At 42.0% G+C, this 18,363-nt stretch carries 20 protein-coding genes and 1 tRNA gene; 9 read left to right on the top strand and 12 right to left on the bottom strand.

The genetic code is table 11. The annotated features are described in order from the left end of the window. The 3 genes from KGY70_07560 to KGY70_07550 form a co-directional block, all read left to right on the top strand. Window positions 1-886, top strand: an 886-nt coding sequence (locus KGY70_07560) for a hypothetical protein (GenBank protein ID MBS3775025.1), incomplete at its 5' end; no start/stop codon positions are given. Window positions 887-958: 72 nt separating this feature from the next. Then, window positions 959-1,855, top strand: a complete 897-nt coding sequence (locus tag KGY70_07555; protein ID MBS3775024.1) for a DUF362 domain-containing protein — start codon at window positions 959-961, stop codon at window positions 1,853-1,855. Between the two features lie 34 nt (window positions 1,856-1,889). Then, window positions 1,890-2,150 (top strand): hypothetical protein, encoded by a 261-nt coding sequence (locus tag KGY70_07550; GenBank protein MBS3775023.1) that lies wholly within the window; start codon window positions 1,890-1,892, stop codon window positions 2,148-2,150. Here KGY70_07550 and KGY70_07545 read toward each other — a convergent pair. Next, the gene (locus tag KGY70_07545; GenBank protein ID MBS3775022.1) at window positions 2,128-3,168 is read right to left on the bottom strand and encodes a PAS domain-containing protein; all 1,041 of its coding nucleotides are present in this window, start codon (window positions 3,166-3,168) and stop codon (window positions 2,128-2,130) included. The genes KGY70_07550 and KGY70_07545 overlap by 23 nt on opposite strands. 206 nt (window positions 3,169-3,374) lie before the next feature. On the opposite strand from KGY70_07545, the gene KGY70_07540 reads away from it, so the two are divergent. Beyond that, entirely contained in the window at window positions 3,375-4,016 is a 642-nt protein-coding gene (locus KGY70_07540; protein MBS3775021.1) for a DUF2490 domain-containing protein, read from the top strand. A gap of 65 nt (window positions 4,017-4,081) precedes the next feature. On the opposite strand, the gene KGY70_07535 is transcribed toward KGY70_07540, so the two are convergent. Further along, window positions 4,082-4,153, bottom strand: a tRNA-Arg gene (locus tag KGY70_07535). A 46-nt stretch (window positions 4,154-4,199) separates the two neighbouring features. Then, complete coding sequence (locus KGY70_07530; GenBank protein MBS3775020.1) at window positions 4,200-5,117, bottom strand: dihydrodipicolinate synthase family protein; 918 nt, start codon at window positions 5,115-5,117, stop codon at window positions 4,200-4,202. Window positions 5,118-5,310: 193 nt separating this feature from the next. Between KGY70_07530 and KGY70_07525 the strand changes: the two genes are divergently transcribed. The 4 genes from KGY70_07525 (at window position 5,311) to KGY70_07510 (ending at window position 8,040) form a co-directional block, all read left to right on the top strand. Continuing rightward, a complete protein-coding gene (locus tag KGY70_07525) occupies window positions 5,311-6,060 on the top strand; it encodes a hypothetical protein (GenBank protein MBS3775019.1) in 750 nt (249 codons plus the stop codon). 7 nt (window positions 6,061-6,067) lie between these two features. Next, window positions 6,068-6,415, top strand: a complete 348-nt coding sequence (locus KGY70_07520) for a hypothetical protein (GenBank protein MBS3775018.1) — start codon at window positions 6,068-6,070, stop codon at window positions 6,413-6,415. Window positions 6,416-6,578: 163 nt separating this feature from the next. Beyond that, window positions 6,579-6,767, top strand: a complete 189-nt coding sequence (locus tag KGY70_07515) for a UPF0175 family protein (GenBank protein ID MBS3775017.1) — start codon at window positions 6,579-6,581, stop codon at window positions 6,765-6,767. Window positions 6,768-6,837: 70 nt separating this feature from the next. Beyond that, window positions 6,838-8,040, top strand: coding sequence for a clan AA aspartic protease (locus tag KGY70_07510; protein MBS3775016.1), 1,203 nt, complete (start codon window positions 6,838-6,840; stop codon window positions 8,038-8,040). A 185-nt stretch (window positions 8,041-8,225) separates the two neighbouring features. On the opposite strand, the gene KGY70_07505 is transcribed toward KGY70_07510, so the two are convergent. From KGY70_07505 to KGY70_07470, 8 genes are all read right to left on the bottom strand, one after another. After that, window positions 8,226-9,125 (bottom strand): esterase family protein, encoded by a 900-nt coding sequence (locus KGY70_07505; GenBank protein MBS3775015.1) that lies wholly within the window; start codon window positions 9,123-9,125, stop codon window positions 8,226-8,228. Between the two features lie 159 nt (window positions 9,126-9,284). After that, window positions 9,285-10,121: a DUF2202 domain-containing protein gene (locus KGY70_07500; GenBank protein ID MBS3775014.1), complete on the bottom strand. Its 837-nt coding sequence runs from the start codon at window positions 10,119-10,121 to the stop codon at window positions 9,285-9,287. A gap of 260 nt (window positions 10,122-10,381) precedes the next feature. After that, the gene (locus KGY70_07495) at window positions 10,382-10,846 is read right to left on the bottom strand and encodes a hypothetical protein (protein MBS3775013.1); all 465 of its coding nucleotides are present in this window, start codon (window positions 10,844-10,846) and stop codon (window positions 10,382-10,384) included. A 209-nt stretch (window positions 10,847-11,055) separates the two neighbouring features. Next, window positions 11,056-12,138 carry a 3-isopropylmalate dehydrogenase gene (gene leuB, locus KGY70_07490; GenBank protein MBS3775012.1) on the bottom strand — a complete coding sequence of 361 codons (1,083 nt, stop codon included), beginning with the start codon at window positions 12,136-12,138 and terminating at the stop codon, window positions 11,056-11,058. 15 nt (window positions 12,139-12,153) lie between these two features. After that, window positions 12,154-12,384 carry a hypothetical protein gene (locus KGY70_07485; GenBank protein ID MBS3775011.1) on the bottom strand — a complete coding sequence of 77 codons (231 nt, stop codon included), beginning with the start codon at window positions 12,382-12,384 and terminating at the stop codon, window positions 12,154-12,156. A 4-nt stretch (window positions 12,385-12,388) separates the two neighbouring features. Further along, window positions 12,389-12,988, bottom strand: a complete 600-nt coding sequence (gene leuD / locus KGY70_07480; GenBank protein ID MBS3775010.1) for a 3-isopropylmalate dehydratase small subunit — start codon at window positions 12,986-12,988, stop codon at window positions 12,389-12,391. Window positions 12,989-12,991: 3 nt separating this feature from the next. Beyond that, on the bottom strand, window positions 12,992-14,398 hold the full coding sequence (gene leuC, locus KGY70_07475; GenBank protein ID MBS3775009.1) for a 3-isopropylmalate dehydratase large subunit: 1,407 nt from the start codon (window positions 14,396-14,398) through the stop codon (window positions 12,992-12,994). A gap of 5 nt (window positions 14,399-14,403) precedes the next feature. After that, window positions 14,404-15,903: a 2-isopropylmalate synthase gene (locus tag KGY70_07470; protein MBS3775008.1), complete on the bottom strand. Its 1,500-nt coding sequence runs from the start codon at window positions 15,901-15,903 to the stop codon at window positions 14,404-14,406. Between the two features lie 190 nt (window positions 15,904-16,093). Here KGY70_07470 and KGY70_07465 point away from each other — a divergent pair, with 190 nt between their 5' ends. Then, window positions 16,094-17,671 carry a hypothetical protein gene (locus KGY70_07465; protein ID MBS3775007.1) on the top strand — a complete coding sequence of 526 codons (1,578 nt, stop codon included), beginning with the start codon at window positions 16,094-16,096 and terminating at the stop codon, window positions 17,669-17,671. A gap of 567 nt (window positions 17,672-18,238) precedes the next feature. On the opposite strand, the gene KGY70_07460 is transcribed toward KGY70_07465, so the two are convergent. Beyond that, window positions 18,239-18,363 (bottom strand): NAD(P)/FAD-dependent oxidoreductase (locus KGY70_07460; GenBank protein MBS3775006.1); only part of this gene is annotated, 125 nt, incomplete at its 5' end.

Here is an 18,363-nt window from a genome sequence, read left to right as displayed (position 1 = left end):
TATATTTTTGTCATTGCTACTGTTTACAATGGAAGCATACCCTATGAATAAAGATACTACATTGATGAACAAGCTACCCGGTAGCAGCGCTTCTCTTCCTGTGGAATCAGAAGAAGTTTACGAAGCCCCTGAGGAGCTTTATGCCTATATAAATGGCGGGGCGGAACTTTACCTGAATTACGGGTTCAGAAAGCTGGCCAAGCGGATATACAGACTTGGGGAGGATAATGAGATTAAGGCTGAGATATTTGACATGGGCGCCCCAAAAAATGCCTACGGGGTATTTTCCTATTCCAAGGATACTGCCAATACCGAGATAGGGCAGGGAGCCCAGTATATGGGAGGATCACTTATATTCTGGCAGGATCGCTATTTTATTTCCATTTTTACCAGAAAAGAAACAAATGAAAGCAAGGAAGAGGTTATTCATATGGCCCGCAAAATCAGTGATGCCATTGGCACCACTACTGAGTTACCGGCCGTTTTTAATGTTATCCCGGAAAGATCACTTGTAAAGGGCAGTACGTTTTTCTTTTATCACCATGCCTGGCAGAATAAATTCCGGTATATCTCCAACGAGAACATATTTAATATTGACGATCATACGAATGCCCTGCTGAATCAATACGGAGGTCATCAAAACAGGTATTATCTTCTGATAGTTGAATATCCTGACAGGAAACAAGCCCGCAAAGCCGACAAAAAGGGTAAAAAGAAATTTTCCGAAATTCTAAAACGCAAACGTGTTGGTCAGGATGAAGATGGCCGCTGGATGGGTTGTGATACGGAGGGTCAGTTGCTTATGTTTGTTATGGGTGCGCCTTCGAAAAAAGAAGCTACTTATTTACTCGATCATACGGCCGAAAATTATACACAGATAAAATAAAAAATTATAACAGCAAAATGTGCTGTGTTTCTTTTATAAATAACGAGAGTATCAATCAAAAAAACGACCATTATGACAACAAAAAAATTAACCCGGCGTGAAGCATTGAAGAATATGGCCATTGGAACAGCAGGCAGTCTCTTTCTGGGCGCTCTTCCATGGAAAGCTTTTGGAAAGAACAAGTCAGAAAAATCGAAAGTGATCCTGATACGCGATAAAAATCTGTTGGATGGTTCCGGAAATATCAACAAAGGAGTGTTACAGGCAATGGTTGATAAGGCCGTTCCAGCCCTTACCGGCGATTCGGATGTCAGCAGTGCCTGGAAGAAGCTCATCAAACCGGATGATGTGGTGGGGATTAAATCGAATGAGTGGAGCCGCTTGCGTACACCTGTTCCGTTGGAGCAACTTATTAAGGAGAGGGTGATGGATGCAGGTGTAAGTGACAATAATATAGGTATTGATGACCGGGGTGTTCTTAAAAATCAGATATTTCAAAATGCTACGGCACTGATTAATTCACGTCCGATGCGAACCCATGACTGGGCAGGAGTCGGTTCGTTGCTTAAGAACTATATCATGTTTCATCCGAAACCTTTTGAATATCACCCGGATACTTGTGCTGACCTGGCTGAGATCTGGAAAAAACCTATGGTGAAAGACAAAACCCGTCTTAATATTCTGGTTATGATAACGCCCCTGTTTCACGGTGTAGGACCGCATCACTTCAACGAGAAATATACCTGGAAATACAACGGGCTTATCGTTGGATTCGATCCTGTAGCCGTGGATTTCACAGGACTTCGCATCATTCAGGCCAGACGCAGGGAGTTTTTCGGAGAGGAAAGGCCCGTCAGCCCTTCACCGCATCATATCGAGCTTGCCGATACAAGGCATAATTTAGGTAATGCAGATCCGAATAAAATCGAACTTGTGAAAATGGGCTGGCAGGAAGGAATACTTATCTGATGAATTGACTGGAAAAAACGCCAAGTGAGTTTTTATGCATTATCAGCTACCAAGAACGGTTTCAGGCGGAATCGTCCTGTCTTACAAGTGTACGGCAGAATGCAAACATTGTATGTATGCCTGTTCTCCGAAATGGAGCGGTGACTGGATGGCTGAAAAGGATTTATATCAGTTGCTGTATAATTTATCACCCTGGATTGCTTCCAGTATGTATGGAAGTGAACATATTGGGCTGAATTCCGGTGTCCATTTTACAGGAGGAGAACCTTTTTTTAAGCCGGGCGATAAACTTTGATGGGATTGGATTTGCCTTTTGGTGTCATCTCCTTGACGAACATATATTTTTCAGGATTTTTTAATCTTTCTATGGTATACTCGGATATACGAATGCTTCCGGGGTCAGCGGATTCTTCAATCCGGTAGGCCGTATTGACCACATCTCCTACAACGGTCCAGTCTTTTCTTTCTTCATTTCCAATATTACCCTGAATCAGATTTCCACTGTTGATCCCCACTCTGATATTAATTTCGGGAAGCTCCATTATCTGTAGATTATGATTCAGTTTTTTTAATCCGGTGTTTATCATATCAATGGCCGCTTGTATGGAATCCTCTGCATTCTCGAAAATGGCCATTACCCCGTCACCCAGAAATTTGTCAATATCTCCGTGGTTTTTTTGAATGATCAGGGAGGCAAGAGAGAAATAGGCATTCAGCATTTCCACCACTTTTTCAGGTTCCAGTTTTTCAGATAAGCCAGTAAAACCTACAATATCCATAAATAAAATGGTAAGGTCCCTGTTGTGGCCGGTGAAGGTATAATTTTCATGATTGATGGATCTGATAACCTGTTTGTAGGTGGTTTCAGACACATACTGTCGGATCACTTTTTTGAATTTTTCCTTCAGATTCCGGATTTTTTCTTCAGCGGAAACATCACGGAATATTTCTATAGCTCCCACTATATTGCCTTCTTCATCTTTTAATGGAACCACATAGGCAACAATGGGAATGCGATTGCCATTTTTATGTTTCGGAAAAAGTTTCGATTCTGTGATTTGCCCGTTCAAAGCTTTTTCGAGTGGACATCCTTCCCTGCATAGATTATGAGCGTAATCATCTCTATCATTCATTGAATCCTCTCCGCATGGTCTGCCTGTCATTTCCTCCTGGGTGTAACCTGTAATGCTTTCCGCTCCTTTATTCCAAAAGACAATGCTTTTTTTCTTATTAACTACAGAGACCCCTTCATATAAAATGTCAAACCATTTCTTGGTTTCTCCGGAAATCACGTTATGTACATTTGTGGTCATGGCCAGACTATGATAGATTCCGCTATGGTTTCGGAATATGAGTTATATGACGTATTTAGTCAACCTCCATTAATCATTGTTTCTTTATAGCAATATTGATACCTCATAAGTATGTTACAAAACTAATGATTTATTTTGATTAATTTTACCCAAAATAAACAATCGCTATATCAATTGTACGTGAGAATATTAAACTTGTTTAACTGATGACCAGAATTTTAACTACATTGTTTTTTTTGATGTTTTTCTTCTCAGTTAACGGCCAGGAGAGGAACTTTTTGCTTTGGAATTTAAACAACCTGGAAGTACAGCTTACCGATAAAACGTCGGTTGGCGCCACTGAAAAAATGCATTTTGAACCTAAAACGGGAAACATTAATTTGAAATTCGGGGATATTTCAGTAGATCACAAGCTCAGTAAATGGTTTGAAGTTGGGGTAGTGGGACGTTTACTCTGGCTTAGGCGGGATTTTGGCTGGCTTTTGGAAAAACGTCCCATGATTGTTGGAGATCTTTCTACCACATATAAGCAGTTTGAATTCGATTTTTCAAACCGTTTGGAATACCGAATGTATAAAAATGTTGCCGATCATTTCAGGCACAGGCAAATGTTTTCGGTGGAAGTACCTCCCTTTGCTTTTTCATGGTTCAGAATTTATATAGGAGAAGAAGGATTTTATCGTTTTGACGGTGAAAAATTACACCTTGCCAGGCTTCATGCAGGTGCCAACATTATATTTCACAAACAATTCGAAATGAAGGTGTATTATGTATATCAAAAAAGCAAAAAATTATCTCAATGGCATACTTCCGATGTGTTGGGGATAAACCTTGCGGTTGACCTTTAACAATGTTTCATGGCTGTTTGCTAATAAACCTTTGTGAACGAGGCGGGGATACAATTAAAAATTTGTGACCCCACTAGGAGTCGAACCTAGATCGTCAGATCCGGAATCTGATGTTCTATCCATTGAACTATGGGGTCTTTACAGGTAAAGAACAATTACAGTCACAAAATTATAAAACTTACTTTATTTTATGGCATATTGAAAGAAAGAAATATCATCCAGTTCCTTTTGGAGCGTCTCTTCATCTTTCCGTGTCAGTGTTCTGAGTGGCAGGCGACAGGGTCCGCAGTCTATGCCAAGCATTTTCATAATGCTTTTGCCAGCGGTAATGGCTCCGCCATATTGTTGGAGAATTTGGATCATCTGAATGGATTTATCCTGCAATGCCTGCGCCGTCTCAATATTATTATTTTCGTAGGCTTTAATGATCTGAATATACAGGGGAGCGGCAAAATTATAGGTGCCTCCCACAGCTCCTTTGGCACCCATTGTCATAGCCGGCAGCAACATTTCATCCAGTCCGCAGAGCATATTATATTTATTCTTACCGTATGTACTGGCAAGCCGATAATCCATCAGGTCGTTATTGGTAAATTTGATGCCGGTGAAATGGGGAATGTTTGTCTTAGCGGTTCGGATAAAATCGTGCATTTTAACATGTACTCCAGTGAGGAAAGGAATGTGATAGTAATAAAAGGGCAATCCGTTACCGCTGTCAGCTATTGCTTTGCAGTAATTTACCAGCTCTTCCATTCGTAAAGGTTTGTAATAACTGGGAGGGAAGGCGGAAATGCCGTCAGCTTTTATGGAGGCGGCATGCCTGGCAAGCTTCTGTGCATCAGACAGACAATTGTGCCCCACATGAATAATCAGTTTCATCCCGGAGGGCGTATGACTGCGCCACACTTCAGCCAGTTCCATACGTTCCTCTAAGGTGAGAGAGGTGGTTTCTCCCGTGGTGCCGGCAACGAAAAATCCGGATACTCCATTTTTTGTCAGAACTTTGGCCAAATGTTCTATTAGTCCGGTATTGAGCGAATAATCGGCGTTCATTGGCGTAAAAACAGCCGGGATGATACCTTCTAATTTGTTATGCTCCATATTACTTAAATAAATTCGGTTTGGTATTCAAATATCTTTGACTTTATGGACAAAGAATAATTAGTGTTTGTAAATCGAGGTTAATCCGATCAAATATAATAAATTCGTGGAACGGTTTTAAAACAGTCTCTGAAATTGTTTTGAGTTAAACTTTTTGGATCGTTACCAGTCATATAAATTTATACAATCACGCATGAAATCATTATCAGAGGAAGCGCTTACACGCATCTCAAGGTTCACCGTCACTTCGGCCGAAACCGATATGTATTCCCGCATTCAGCTTGGTGCTTATGTTAACTTGTTAATTCAGGCTTCCATTCATTCTGCCGATGATATGGGATATGGGTTTAAAGATCTGGCGCAAAAACAGCTTTTCTGGGTGCTTAGTCGTTTGACAGTAGAGATATATCGGCCGCTTGAATGGCATGAGCATGTGGAAGTGGAAACATGGGCAAAAGGGATGAACCGCCTGTTTTATTTGCGCGACTATCTGGTTCGCGACAGCATGCAAAGTATTGTGGGAAGAGGTACTTCAGGCTGGCTTGCTGTGGATCTGGAGACCAAACGTCCGAAGAGAATTGAAGGTGAAGAAGCCGACCTTTTCGAATATCTCAGAGAGAAACATGCGATGAAGGAATTGCCCGAATCACTTGACAAGGTGAAAGATGGAGAGTCCTTTGAGGTGCAGTCCTCCTATTTTGATATCGACCTGAATAAGCATGTCACTTCCACACGTTATATTGACTGGATGATGGATACCCTTTCCCCGGAATTTCACGGGGATCATTATCCTCAACGTCTCTCGGTGAATTATTTGAAGGAAACCAGGCCTCTTGAAACCATCCGTATTTTGCGGAAAGAAACGGCGGAGAATCAGTATTCCTTTGAGGGAACAAATGTTGGGACAAATACGACAGCTTTCAGAGGAAAGATTATTTTTTAAATCAGATATGTTACCCACGGATTATTCTGAAATATTACGCTATATAGTTCATTATGGTTTACACCTGTTTTTACCGGGTCTTGTAGCGTGGCTCTTTTTTAGGTCGCAATGGAAACGCGCCTGGCTTATTATGCTGGCTACCATGCTGGTTGATCTGGATCATTTGCTGGCAGACCCCATATTCCAGGCCAACCGTTGCAGCATTGGATTTCATCCGCTGCATTCTTACTACGCGATAGGCGGATACGGAGTTATGGCCATTTTTACCAAAATCCGGATAATTGCCGTGGGTTTGATCCTTCACATGATCACCGATTTTACCGATTGTTTGTGGATGGGAGCGGCAATGCCATAGGGGGCGTGAGTATTGTAACAGGTGAAGAAGATTAACAAGGTTAAGGGTGTGTTGATTAACTTATTATTATACACGAAATTGAAGAGAGAACCGTTTAAATAATAAATTTTAACGTAATAATATTATGAAAACCGTAGAACTTCAACTTCCTGATGAACTTAATATGGACAAGAAAGATCTGCTGGTCTTTCTTGCTGTACAGTTATATGACAAAGGCCGTTTGTCTCTCGGACAAGCTGCTGAAATGGCAAATATGAACAAATCTGAATTTATGGATATTCTGGGGAAATATGAGGTTTCTTTATTTGGAGAAACTTTTCGGGACATTGAACAAGATTTAAATAATGACTGAAATGGAAAGTTCTATCCGAACATAACACCCTGTTTTTCAGTAAAGGGAAGGTAAACCTCAACTCAGATCTATGAAGAAGAGCCTGATTCTCCTTGTCATTTTATTTACCATATACGCCTGTGGAATCTTCCAGGGTCGTATAGGTCTAAACCAGGGAGGAGTCAGTCAGGAATCCTATTATGAAACAATTCCCTTTGACTATATTAAAGATAAGATCATCCTTCCAATTACCATCAATGGGAAAACCCGGCGTTTCATATTTGATACCGGTGCCCCTACGATCATTAGCGAAGCCTTGCAAAAAGAGTTGAATTATGATACCCTCCGGAAAGCAAGGATTTCTGATGTCAATCAAAATGAGGACAGTGTTACTTTTGTAAAGGCCGATCACATTTTTCTGGGTGAGCTGGAATTTAACGGCATTCCTGCCATGGTAAACGATTTGAAAGAATTACCCTGGGCCTGCTTTAAGGTGGATGGCTTTATCGGCAGCAATCTGCTGAGGAATTCGGTGGTGCAGATTAACAGAGAGACAAAAGAATTGGTTGTAGCCAGTGAAATCACTATGCTTCAGGAGACTGGAACCAGAAACCCTATGAAACTTGACAGGCAAAGCTCTCCTTATCTTGGACTCAGCCTTGCCGGCGAAAAAGAGAGGTATGTGTTATTTGATTCGGGCAGTGATGATTTTGTGAATATTAACCGGGATTATTTCGAAACGCTGCAACAACACAATAGCGATTTTAATATAGAAAAAAAAGGTTATGGGAGCGGTATTATGGGGATGTTCGGTACCGGCAGAAAGGGAAGGGTGTACCGGGTGGAACTGGATTCTCTGAGTTTTGACCAAACCATCATTTCTGATCCGATTGTGGAGGTTACCAATACGGGCAACAGGGTAGGTGCAAAACTATTGAGATACGGCATTGTAACACTCGATTATAAAAACAAAAACTTTTATTTTTCAGCCCCGGATAAATCCATTCCTTTCGAAAAAGAGCAAAAAGCTGATCTGGGATTTCGTCCGGTTATACGAAGGGATACCTTTCAGGTAGGGCTGGTATGGCAAAACTCTTTGGTTGACAGCCTGGGACTTGAACCTGGCAATGAGATCATACGAATCAACGAATATAACTTTCAGGATTCTCTCGAACATTCCTTTTGCAAGGCCTGGCTGAATGATATGCTTCGGGAAACCGAAGTTTTTGATATACGGTATATTGATGAGAAAGGCAATTTCAGGCGGATTAAGATGAGGAGGAAGGAAAAATGATGATTGGATGATTGAATGATTGGTGGATTGGGCGCCTGCCCGCTGGGACAGGTTGGAGGTGGTATTGGTTGGAAAACGGGAAGAGGTGAAAAGTAGTGAGTTTTGAGTTGTGAGCTCTGTACCATTCAATCATTCAATCATTCAATCATCCAATCATCCAATCATTCAATCATCCAGTCATTATTTCAGAACTGATGAAAACTTTCACCAATGAACTTTAAGCCGTTAATAAGGCCGCTGCGCCAGTATGGCCAGGAATGCTCCCCGTCACGGACCCTGTATTCATGAGGGATATCCTCCTCAATGAGCAGATTATGAAATACGTTATTGGCAGAGGAAAGGAAATCGTCATCGCCGCAATCGATATAGTAACGCACGGAGCTCAGCGCTTCCTTATCGGCATTTTTAACAATGTGAAAGGGATTGTTGTTCAGAAAATGGTCGGTGAGGCGCTCTTTTCCTTCTAAACCTTTACTATAAACGGGGCCAAACACATTATCCCATCTTTGCTGGTCCTGGTTTTCCACTTCCTCCGGTACGGTGAGCCCTGCACTGAAGGCTGCACAGGCTGCGAATTGATCGGGATGCTTCAGGGAATAGACCAACGCACCGAATCCACCCATGGACAAACCTGCTATACCCCGGTAGCGTTTTTTTTGCCTGATGCGGTATTTGGATTCGATATAGGGCATAAATTCCTCAAAGAAATAATCTTCATAAGGAACGGACTTGTCATGGTTGTTGATGTACCATGATACACCTCCGTCAGGCATCACAATGATCATGGGAGGGATTTTCCCTTCGGCAATGGCTTTATCCGCTTTCATATTGGCCTCGCCAAACTGAATCCAGCCCATGTCGTTATCGGTATATCCATGCAAGAGATAAACCACCGGATAATGGCGGTTGGAGGTCTCATAGTCAAAAGGCAGATACACGGTATAACGCATTTCTTTTTCCATCAACTTGCTGTCGATGGTCAGTCCTTCAAGGACCTTGCCTCGTGAAATCTGAGCCTCTGCAGCAGTTATTCCTGCAAACAGGCCCAATGCCAGAAGCAGAACAACATATTTTAATCGTTTCATAAGCTTTAAATTATCGGGTTCTTTGTTGGAATAAAATTACTGAAAAATGGGAGAATATGCAATAAGCAGGTCTTTAAAAAAAAGGGTGTAAGAAGAAAGTTTTCTTTACTTCCTACACCCTGTAAGATTAATAGTTACGTGCATATGATACCGGGATTATTATCCCTGGCCATTTCCATTTCTGCCGGAACCTTGACCATTCTTGTTTTGGTTCCGGTTTCCGTCTCCTTTGGCGTTTCCATTTCCATTCCTGTTTCTATTGCCGGTACCATTGCCGACACAATCACCGGAGCCACCTCTTTCCATCTCACTGTTTATAATGGCTTCGAAGGCATCTTTTTCAAGATACCGGGGTGAATAATCCACACCGTTTCTCTCCAGTTGACGGTTGAATGCTCTTAAATGGTTGCGGGAACCACGCAAAAGGTTTTCGAACACCAAAATAATGTCTTCGTTATTGGTTTGATTGATCAATTCTTCGAGATCCAGAATGTCAATCTCTTCGACGGCTGCACCAACCTGAAGTCCGGAAACAAGTGACTCGCTTCCTGCTGTATAAAGGGAATCATACAAAGCCTGCAGTTCGGGGTTGTTATATTCACCTGATTCACTGCTTGCCGGATCATCAATTCCGAAATAATCAATTAAAGTACCCACTGCTTCAAAATGGGTTTGCTCACTTGAAGAAATATTGTCAAAGATCCTTAAACTGTGTAATTCATAGAGTTTGGCATATAAATCTCCTGCGAGCTTCTCTTCTTCCCGCATCAGTTTGATGCCTTCTGTTTCTTCTTCGGAAAGACCCTCCGGATCACTGACAAAGGAATCTTGCATGCAGGAAGTATTGATGTTCGTATAGCCTTCTTCACTCACAGCAAGCCAACCTGTTTGCTGAGGTGATACTTCATCTGTCCCATCCTCCTGACATGAGGTAAACACGGATAGCCCACCAATAATGAGGGCTGCAATCAGAACTGAATACATTTTTGTTTTCATAATTTTAAATTTTAATGTTAACATATAAATATATAGATTTATTTATTCATATATATGACCCGGGAATGAAAAATTTATTACAATTCCTTTAATAAATTTTTCACATTTATTAAAAGATTCATGCTCAATAAATTCAGCTCATAAAATAATAGGTAACATCAGATTAATGAGAGGTATTTTGGTGCTGGATACCTAATTTTTGAGGAAGTGATAAGAATTTACCAGGTCAGGGGTAAAGGATAGATAAAATTCAGCTTAAATTAATTATCCCGGAAATATCGAATTTGTGCTTCAGCGGTCGTATTTTTTCTTTCCGCAGAAAGAGGCACAGAGGGAAAACAATAACTGGTATTATACCTGAAAGGAATCCTTGCGGAAAAATCTTTTTCCTGAAGCGCTTTTGCTCTTCTTTCTTTTTCTTTCTGTTCCTTTTTTTCAATATCCACTGCTATTCTGATATAGTCTAACGCTTCTTTCAGATATCCCATTTCGTGGTGCAATATGGCCATCTGTTTGAGGTAGACGGGTTTTTTATGATGAAAAATGGCTTTTTCGTAATATTTATATGCTTCTGCGGGCTTTCTTTTGGCATGAAATATCATTCCCCACTGAAAGTAATACTTTGCTTTTTCCTTTGGTTTTTTAACCGGTATGGCAAATTCAAATTTACTGGTATAGTAATTGCTTTTAGTTTCCGGTTTGATTTTTATCAGATCCTGAAGCATCGCAACTCAGTTTAAGTTTTTTCAAAAAATGGGCAGATGAATAAACGCTTTAGCCCGAATAATTCAAAAATTATTCCTGTCTCCGACAGCATGATATTGCAAAGATAAAAAATTTGGTTCCTAAAGAAAATGGCACGAACAAAAAAGCTCCGGTCTGTAGATGATGTAAAAGCAGACCGGAGGCTTGTTTTTGAAAAAAAAGGAGAAGATCAGGTCAATTTTTCCGTTTCCGGCTGGAGTATATTTTCTACCACTGCATCACCTACCTCATGGGTTGAATAATATATTTCACGATTGAGGTCTTTGGTGACAAAACCTTTTTCCATAGCGGTATTTATGGCATTTCTTATGCAATGGCCTTCTTCATTCAGTTCAAAAGCATATTCCAGCATCATGGCCAGGCTCAGCATTGAGGCCATGGGATTGGCTATGTATTTGCCTGCAGCCTGCGGATACGACCCGTGAATGGGTTCGTAAAGGCTGTGTTGATTTCCAATGGATGCCGAGGGCAACATACCCAGGGACCCGGTAATTACCGAGGCTTCGTCCGTGAGGATATCCCCGAACATATTCCCCGTCAATATTACATCAAACTGTGAGGGATTTTGTATGATCTGCATGGCAGCATTATCTACAAACATAAAATCCAGTTTCACTTCGGGATATGATAAAGCTGTTTCCTTAACGACTTCTCTCCATAATCTGGAAGATTCAAGTACGTTGGCTTTATCCACCAAAGTCAGATGATTCTTTCTGTTCATGGCTGCCCGGAAAGCCTGCTGCGCTATTCGTTTGATTTCATCATAGGAATAAGTGCAGGTATCGTATGCCGAATTGGTTGATTCATCCCGTCCGCGATTTCCAAAGTATATACCTCCGGTTAGTTCTCTGTAAATGATAAAATCCACGCCCTTTATTACAGATTTCTTTAATGGTGAAAATTCTTCCAGCATTGGATAACTTCTTATGGGCCTAACGTTGGTATAGAGGCCCAGTGCTTTTCTCATAGCCAGAAGCCCTTGTTCGGGTCGCATCCTGGCGTTTGGGTTGTTATCATATTTGGGGTCTCCGATGGTTCCAAAAAGAATGGCATCGGATGAAAGACATTTACTTAGCGTATCCTCAGGGAATGGGTGCTCCTGGTTGTCTATGGCGACTGCTCCGATGTCTGCGTACACCAATTCAAATGTATGGCCAAACCGTTTCTCTATGGCCTTTAACACTTTTACCGATTCCGCAGTTACTTCCGGCCCGATTCCGTCGCCTTCCAGTATGGCTATTTTTGATTCCATAAAATGTTCGTATGCTTATGCGTTGAGGCCGTCGTAATTAACATTATTGTTTTTCTCTTCTTCATCGTTGTAATTGATGTTGCACTTCTTCAAATAGTTTGATACAACCTTTTTCTGAGGGATTTTACTGGATTCATATGGAACTGCCTCCCCGGTTTCCGGATCCATGTAATCAGGATTGCTGGGAGTTTTCTGTCCGTTTCCCGTATGGTATACTTCTTCGTTGTAGATTGTTTCTTCTTTCATGGATTTATGTTTTGGTTTTTTTTCTTTTATTCTCGAATTCCGTGATTTCCTCTGTCAGGTTCATCAGATAATCAATATCGTCGATGCCGTGAAGCAGGCATTTTTTCTTGTATTTATTGATCTCAAAATTGGTAGAATCGCCAGTGCCAACCATTTCTACCTTTTGATTAACCAGATCAACATGGATCTCGGAGTTTGGATTCTTTTCATTCTGCTTAAGTAGTTTATCCATAAAATCTCCGTCCACTTCCACTGGAAGCAATCCTACATTGAGGGCATTGTGCTTAAATATATCGGCGAAGCTGGAGGCTATGATTACACGGAAACCGTAATCCTGTAATGCCCATGGTGCATGTTCCCTGCTGGAACCGCTTCCGAAATTATCCCCGGCAACCAGTATTTTGCAGGTTATATCGGGTTGATTCAGCACAAAGTCTTTTTTGGGATTGCCATTCGCGTCGAATCTCCAATCATAAAACAGATATTTTCCCAAACCTTTTTTCTGGGTAGATTTCATGTATCTGGCCGGAATGATCTGGTCGGTATCGATATTATCGTAAGGAAGCGGTACAATGGGTGCAGTTATTTCTTTAAATGGTTCCATAGCTTATTCGTTTAACAATTCTCTGGGATCTGTTATATAACCGTTAACTGCCGTTGCGGCTGCTGTCAGGGGACTGGCCAAAAATGTGCGTGATCCCGGACCCTGCCTTCCTTCAAAATTCCTGTTTGTGGTAGATACACAATACTCTCCGGGAGGAATCTTGTCGTCATTCATTGCCAGACAGGCTGAGCATCCGGGTTGTCTTAGTTCAAATCCTGCTTCATTCAATATATGCTGAAGACCTTCGTTTTTAACCTCCATCTCTACCTGCTTTGATCCGGGTACAACGTATGCCTTCACTTGAGCTGCTTTTTTCCTCCCTTTGACCAGATGGGCAAATGATCTGATGTCCTCTATTCTGCCGTTGGTACAGCTTCCAATAAATATGTAATTGATTTTTTTGCCAACCAGCTTCTGACCCGGCTCAAGACCCATATAATCCAGTGATTTTTTTACTACCGGCTCATTCTCATAGCTTTCCCGGCCGGGTATTTTCCCGTTAATTTTCATTCCCATTCCCGGGTTGGTGCCGTATGTGATCATCGGCTCAATCCTGGAAACGTCAAAGTTGTGTTCCTTATCAAAGGTGGCATCCGGATCGGAGTATAATTTTTTCCATTCTTCTACTCTTTCCTCGAATTTCTCTTTGTCCTGGCCTGCCGGTGTTGACCGGAGGTACTCAAAGGTGTTTTCGTCCGGTGCGATCAGGCCGCCACGGGCTCCCATCTCGATGCTCATGTTGCAGACGGTCATCCGTTCTTCCATACTCATATTGCGGATGGCTTCGCCGGCATATTCTACAAAATGGCCGGTGGCTCCATTGGTCGACAATTGGGATATTGCATACAATATCACATCTTTTGCGGTTACCCCCTTTTGCCGTTTTCCATCCAGGTTGATGCGCATCTTTTTGGGCTTGGACTGAAGCACGCACTGGGAAGCCAGTACCATTTCCACTTCACTTGTGCCGATCCCAAAGGCTACAGTTCCAAAAGCCCCGTGCGTGGAGGTATGACTGTCACCGCAGACTATGGTATTTCCCGGTAGGGTGAATCCCTGTTCCGGTCCTACCACATGGACAATTCCCTGTTTGGGATGATTCAATCCGTAGAAATCCAAACTATTTTCTTCTGCATTTTTCTTCAGTTCTTCTATCTGGGCGCGTGACCGTTCATCTTTCACCTCTTTCTCCTGATCACTCGTGGGGACATTGTGATCGGCGGTGGCAAGAACCTGTCTGGGCCTGAAAACCGGAGCATTTTTCTCTTTTAGTCCGGCAAAGGCCTGCGGACTGGTTACCTCGTGAACCAGGTGCTTATCTATATATAGTACATCAGGTCCGTCCTCAATATGCTTCACTACATGAGCATCCCATATTTTGTCAAATAAAGTTTTGTGTTTTCCCGTCATATATCTTACATGATTTTTGATATCGCATCCAGGTAAGATTCAACGGATGCCGTTATGATATCAGTATTGGAACTAAATCCGTAAAAGTATTTGTTTCTGTATTTAAGTTGAATATGCACTTTCCCTAAGTCATCCGTTCCGCCGGTGAGTGCCTGAACAAGAAACTCATCCAGGTGTATTTTCCTTTTAATGATTTTTTTGACAGCATTAAACGAAGCATCGATGGGCCCGTTGCCGTTCTCGGAAACGGTAAATGTTTCTCCGTTTAATTTTAACCGTACAGTGGCAGTGGGTATGGATGATTTTCCACAGACCACGTCCAGATTCAACAGCTTGAGATTTTTTTCCCTGGTATAGGATACTTGTCCTACCAGAGCCAGCAGATCATCGTCGTTAACCTCTTTCTTTTTATCGGCAATATCCAGGAATTTATTGTAAAGATGATCCAGATCCTCCTCCTTCACCTGATAACCAAGCTTGGAAATTCTGTGCTTGAAAGCCGCCCTGCCGCTTCTTGCGGTGAGCCGCATGTTGGATTCCGGAATACCGACTGTTTTGGGATCTATGATTTCGTAATTCTCCCGGTGCTTCAATACTCCGTCCTGGTGAATACCCGAGGAATGGGCGAAAGCGTTTTTTCCCACAATGGCCTTATTCGGCTGTACAGGCATTTTCATCAACCTGGATACAAGCCGGCTGGTGTCGTAAATCCGCTTTGGATTAATACTGGTGTTAATATTCAGTTCTTTATGGCTCTGAAGGATCATGGCTACTTCTTCAAGGGCAGTGTTACCGGCGCGTTCACCTATACCATTCATGGTCACTTCTGCCTGCCGGGCGCCGTTAATGATTCCACTGATTGAATTGGCCGTGCCCATGCCGAGGTCATTATGGCAGTGAACCGAAAGTGTGGCTTTATCTACATTTTTTACATTCTCTTTGATGTATTTAATCTTCGCACCATAGTTCTCCGGCAAGCAATAGCCGGTGGTGTCCGGTAAGTTGACTACCGTAGCCCCGGCCTCTATAACGGCTTCAACCACTCTCGCCAGGTATTCATTTTCGGTTCTTCCGGCATCTTCTGCATAGAACTGTACATCTTCGACAAACTTTTTGGCATACTTGACCGCATGCACCGCTCTTTCAATAATTTTTTCCCGGGTAGAGTTAAGCTTATAGTTAATGTGATAAAATGATGTTCCAATACCGGTTTGAATTCTTGGATATTCTGCGTGCTTAAGCGCATCTGCTGCTACTTCTATGTCTTTGTCAATAGCCCTGGTTAAGCCGCAGATGGTCGGTCTTTTTACGTTTTTGCATACTTCTGATACGGATTTGAAGTCGCCGGGACTGGAGATCGGAAAACCAGCTTCTATAATATCTACTCCCAAGGCTTCAAGTGCCTGAGCAATTTCTATTTTTTCCACCGTATTAAGCTGACAACCAGGAACCTGTTCTCCGTCCCTCAGGGTTGTGTCAAAAATCTGTACATAGTCGTTGGACATCACTAAAAAAGATTATAATTTTGAAATCTAAATGAATATTCTTTCTATTCCCGGGTTGCAAATGTAAAGGGGTAACCGAGACTGGTAAAATCAAAATTCCTTTTAATTACGATATTTAAAAAAGAAATGTTTATTCCTTATTTATTGATATAGAATTGTTTAAAACATTAATATCCAATCTCAATTTACAATGCCAAAACAACAAACAGATCATTTGTTTCAGTTGATCAAGTCTCTGTCAAAATCTGAAAAAAGAAATTTCAGATTGTATGTAAACAGGCTGAAGAGCGGAGAGGGCACCAAATTCTCCCAGCTTTTCGATATTCTGGATAAGCAGGAGGAATACAACGAACAGGAGATATTAAACAAGGCGAGGTCCATTAAGCCTCAGCAGCTCTCTAACCTCAAGGCCCATTTGTATAAACAGCTTTTGAAGAGTTTGCGGCTGAAAAATCTGAATACTGATATAGAGATCAATATCCGTGAATGGATTGATTATGCACGGGTATTATATAATAAAGGACTGTATCAGCAGTCGCTCCGGGTATTGGAGAAAGCCAAAGGGATGGCGGAAGCCAACAGGAAGAATATACTTCACATGGAGATCGTGGAGTATGAAAAGCTGATTGAACTTCAGTATATTACAAGAAGCATTGGTAACAGGGCCGATGAGCTGACCAGCGAAGTACAGGAAGTTTCCCGGAAAATCCATTCCGCACAAACCTACTCGAATCTTGCTTTAAAGCTATACAGCCTCTATCTGAAGGTTGGGTCTGCAAAGAACAAGAAAGACATGCTGATGGTCAGCAGCTTCTTTAACTCCAATTTTGTTCCTCCCGAAGATATCAGCCGGTGCGATTTTTATGAGAAGCTATATATTTATCAGGCATACGTTTGGTATAACTATATCACCCAGGACTTTCTGATGTGTTATAAATACGCTCAAAAATGGGTGGATCTGTACAGGAATAACAATGAGATGATCTATAACCAGACGGATATGTATCTGAAGGGCATAAACAGTTTGCTGAATGCCCTCCATATGTTGAGATACCATACCAAATTTGAGGAGGAGCTGGGGAATTTGCAGGAGCTAATCAAAAACAGGAAAATCCACTGGAATGACAACAATCTGAGGGTGTATTATTTATTTTACTACAAACACCGTATCAACTATCATTTCCTGGAAGGCACCTTCAGCGAGGGCGTTAAGCTGATTCCCGAGATTAACGAATACATAAAAAATTATTCCAGACATCTGGACAATCACCGGATTCTGGTATTTTACTATAAGATAGCCAGCCTGTATTTCGGAAGCGGAGATTACAGATCTACCATCCGGTATTTGAATTATATTCTTAATTTTAAAGATATCTCCATAAGACAGGATTTTCATAGTTTTGCCAGGATATTAAATCTGGTTGCGCATTATGAGCTTGGGAACGAAGACCTTTTGGAATACCAGGTGAAATCCGTTTACCGTTTTCTTTATAAAATGGACAGCTTACAGCAGGTACAAAGGCATGTCCTGGATTTCCTCAGGCGTTTGACTCATATCAACCCCGATGACCTGGATTCTGAATTCAAAAAGCTTCGTGATAAACTGGTAAGTCTGAAAGATGATCCTTTTGAGCAGCGGGCCTTTCTGTATCTGGATATCATCTCCTGGCTGGAGAGCAAGATCGAAAAACGCCCGGTGCAGGATATCATACGTGAGAAGGCACTCAAGGAAAGGGCGAAGAGCGAAGAGCACAGAGCGAAGAGCTAAGGGCGCACGTAGAGCCTAGAGCATAGAGCGAGAGCTTAGGGCAGGATTAATGTTTCGGATTTCGGGTCTCGGGTCTCGAGTTATCAGTAGCGACAGGGATCAGATCTATAAGTGGGAGGGGGAGAAAATGAGAAGACGGGAATACGGGAATAGGAGATGGAAGTGAGTTATTTAGAGACATGCTGTTTGACAAGAGCTTAGTGCATGGAGCGCAGAGTGTAGGGCAAAGAGTTCAGTGCATAGAGCTTAGAGCGCAGAGCAAGACTGCACGACGACACGAAATGTATTCGCGCTTCGCATTGAGCCCATCTCAGTACCTTACCGGGCAAGTTTTGCCAAAAAAAGCAAGAATTTGACCGGTAAGGTACTAAACAACTAAATCCTGATGATCATCCAAAGGCCTGGATTCCAACGCTTCAGCCAGCGGGGCAGGCGGCTCTTCACTACCGTTACGGCCGGAATGAATCGTTAGCTGAGGCATATCTGAGAATACAGCCAATGACCACTTAATGACTATTAAATGACAATAAATGACAACAAATCTCCTGTGACAATTTATGATTATTTTTATCTATCAATCATGTCCCTGTTTGCCGCCGATTCCCCCGCCAGCCATCCGGTCGACCAGGCAATTTGCAGGTTATATCCGCCGGTATCGCCATCCAGGTCAATCAGTTCCCCGGCAAAATAAA

It is taken from the genome of Bacteroidales bacterium, from assembly GCA_018334875.1.
Classification (GTDB): domain Bacteria; phylum Bacteroidota; class Bacteroidia; order Bacteroidales; family UBA12077; genus JAGXLC01.
This window is presented reverse-complemented; position numbering and strand designations above follow the sequence as displayed.

Coding starts and splice junctions, on each gene's coding strand:
- KGY70_07555 (MBS3775024.1), top strand. CDS start 959: ATGACAACAAAAAAATTAACCCGGCGTGAAGCATTGAAGAATATGGCC.
- KGY70_07550 (MBS3775023.1), top strand. CDS start 1,890: ATGCATTATCAGCTACCAAGAACGGTTTCAGGCGGAATCGTCCTGTCT.
- KGY70_07545 (MBS3775022.1), bottom strand. CDS start 3,168: ATGACCACAAATGTACATAACGTGATTTCCGGAGAAACCAAGAAATGG.
- KGY70_07540 (MBS3775021.1), top strand. CDS start 3,375: ATGACCAGAATTTTAACTACATTGTTTTTTTTGATGTTTTTCTTCTCA.
- KGY70_07530 (MBS3775020.1), bottom strand. CDS start 5,117: ATGGAGCATAACAAATTAGAAGGTATCATCCCGGCTGTTTTTACGCCA.
- KGY70_07525 (MBS3775019.1), top strand. CDS start 5,311: ATGAAATCATTATCAGAGGAAGCGCTTACACGCATCTCAAGGTTCACC.
- KGY70_07520 (MBS3775018.1), top strand. CDS start 6,068: ATGTTACCCACGGATTATTCTGAAATATTACGCTATATAGTTCATTAT.
- KGY70_07515 (MBS3775017.1), top strand. CDS start 6,579: ATGGACAAGAAAGATCTGCTGGTCTTTCTTGCTGTACAGTTATATGAC.
- KGY70_07510 (MBS3775016.1), top strand. CDS start 6,838: ATGAAGAAGAGCCTGATTCTCCTTGTCATTTTATTTACCATATACGCC.
- KGY70_07505 (MBS3775015.1), bottom strand. CDS start 9,125: ATGAAACGATTAAAATATGTTGTTCTGCTTCTGGCATTGGGCCTGTTT.
- KGY70_07500 (MBS3775014.1), bottom strand. CDS start 10,121: ATGAAAACAAAAATGTATTCAGTTCTGATTGCAGCCCTCATTATTGGT.
- KGY70_07495 (MBS3775013.1), bottom strand. CDS start 10,846: ATGCTTCAGGATCTGATAAAAATCAAACCGGAAACTAAAAGCAATTAC.
- leuB (MBS3775012.1), bottom strand. CDS start 12,138: ATGGAATCAAAAATAGCCATACTGGAAGGCGACGGAATCGGGCCGGAA.
- KGY70_07485 (MBS3775011.1), bottom strand. CDS start 12,384: ATGAAAGAAGAAACAATCTACAACGAAGAAGTATACCATACGGGAAAC.
- leuD (MBS3775010.1), bottom strand. CDS start 12,988: ATGGAACCATTTAAAGAAATAACTGCACCCATTGTACCGCTTCCTTAC.
- leuC (MBS3775009.1), bottom strand. CDS start 14,398: ATGACGGGAAAACACAAAACTTTATTTGACAAAATATGGGATGCTCAT.
- KGY70_07470 (MBS3775008.1), bottom strand. CDS start 15,903: ATGTCCAACGACTATGTACAGATTTTTGACACAACCCTGAGGGACGGA.
- KGY70_07465 (MBS3775007.1), top strand. CDS start 16,094: ATGCCAAAACAACAAACAGATCATTTGTTTCAGTTGATCAAGTCTCTG.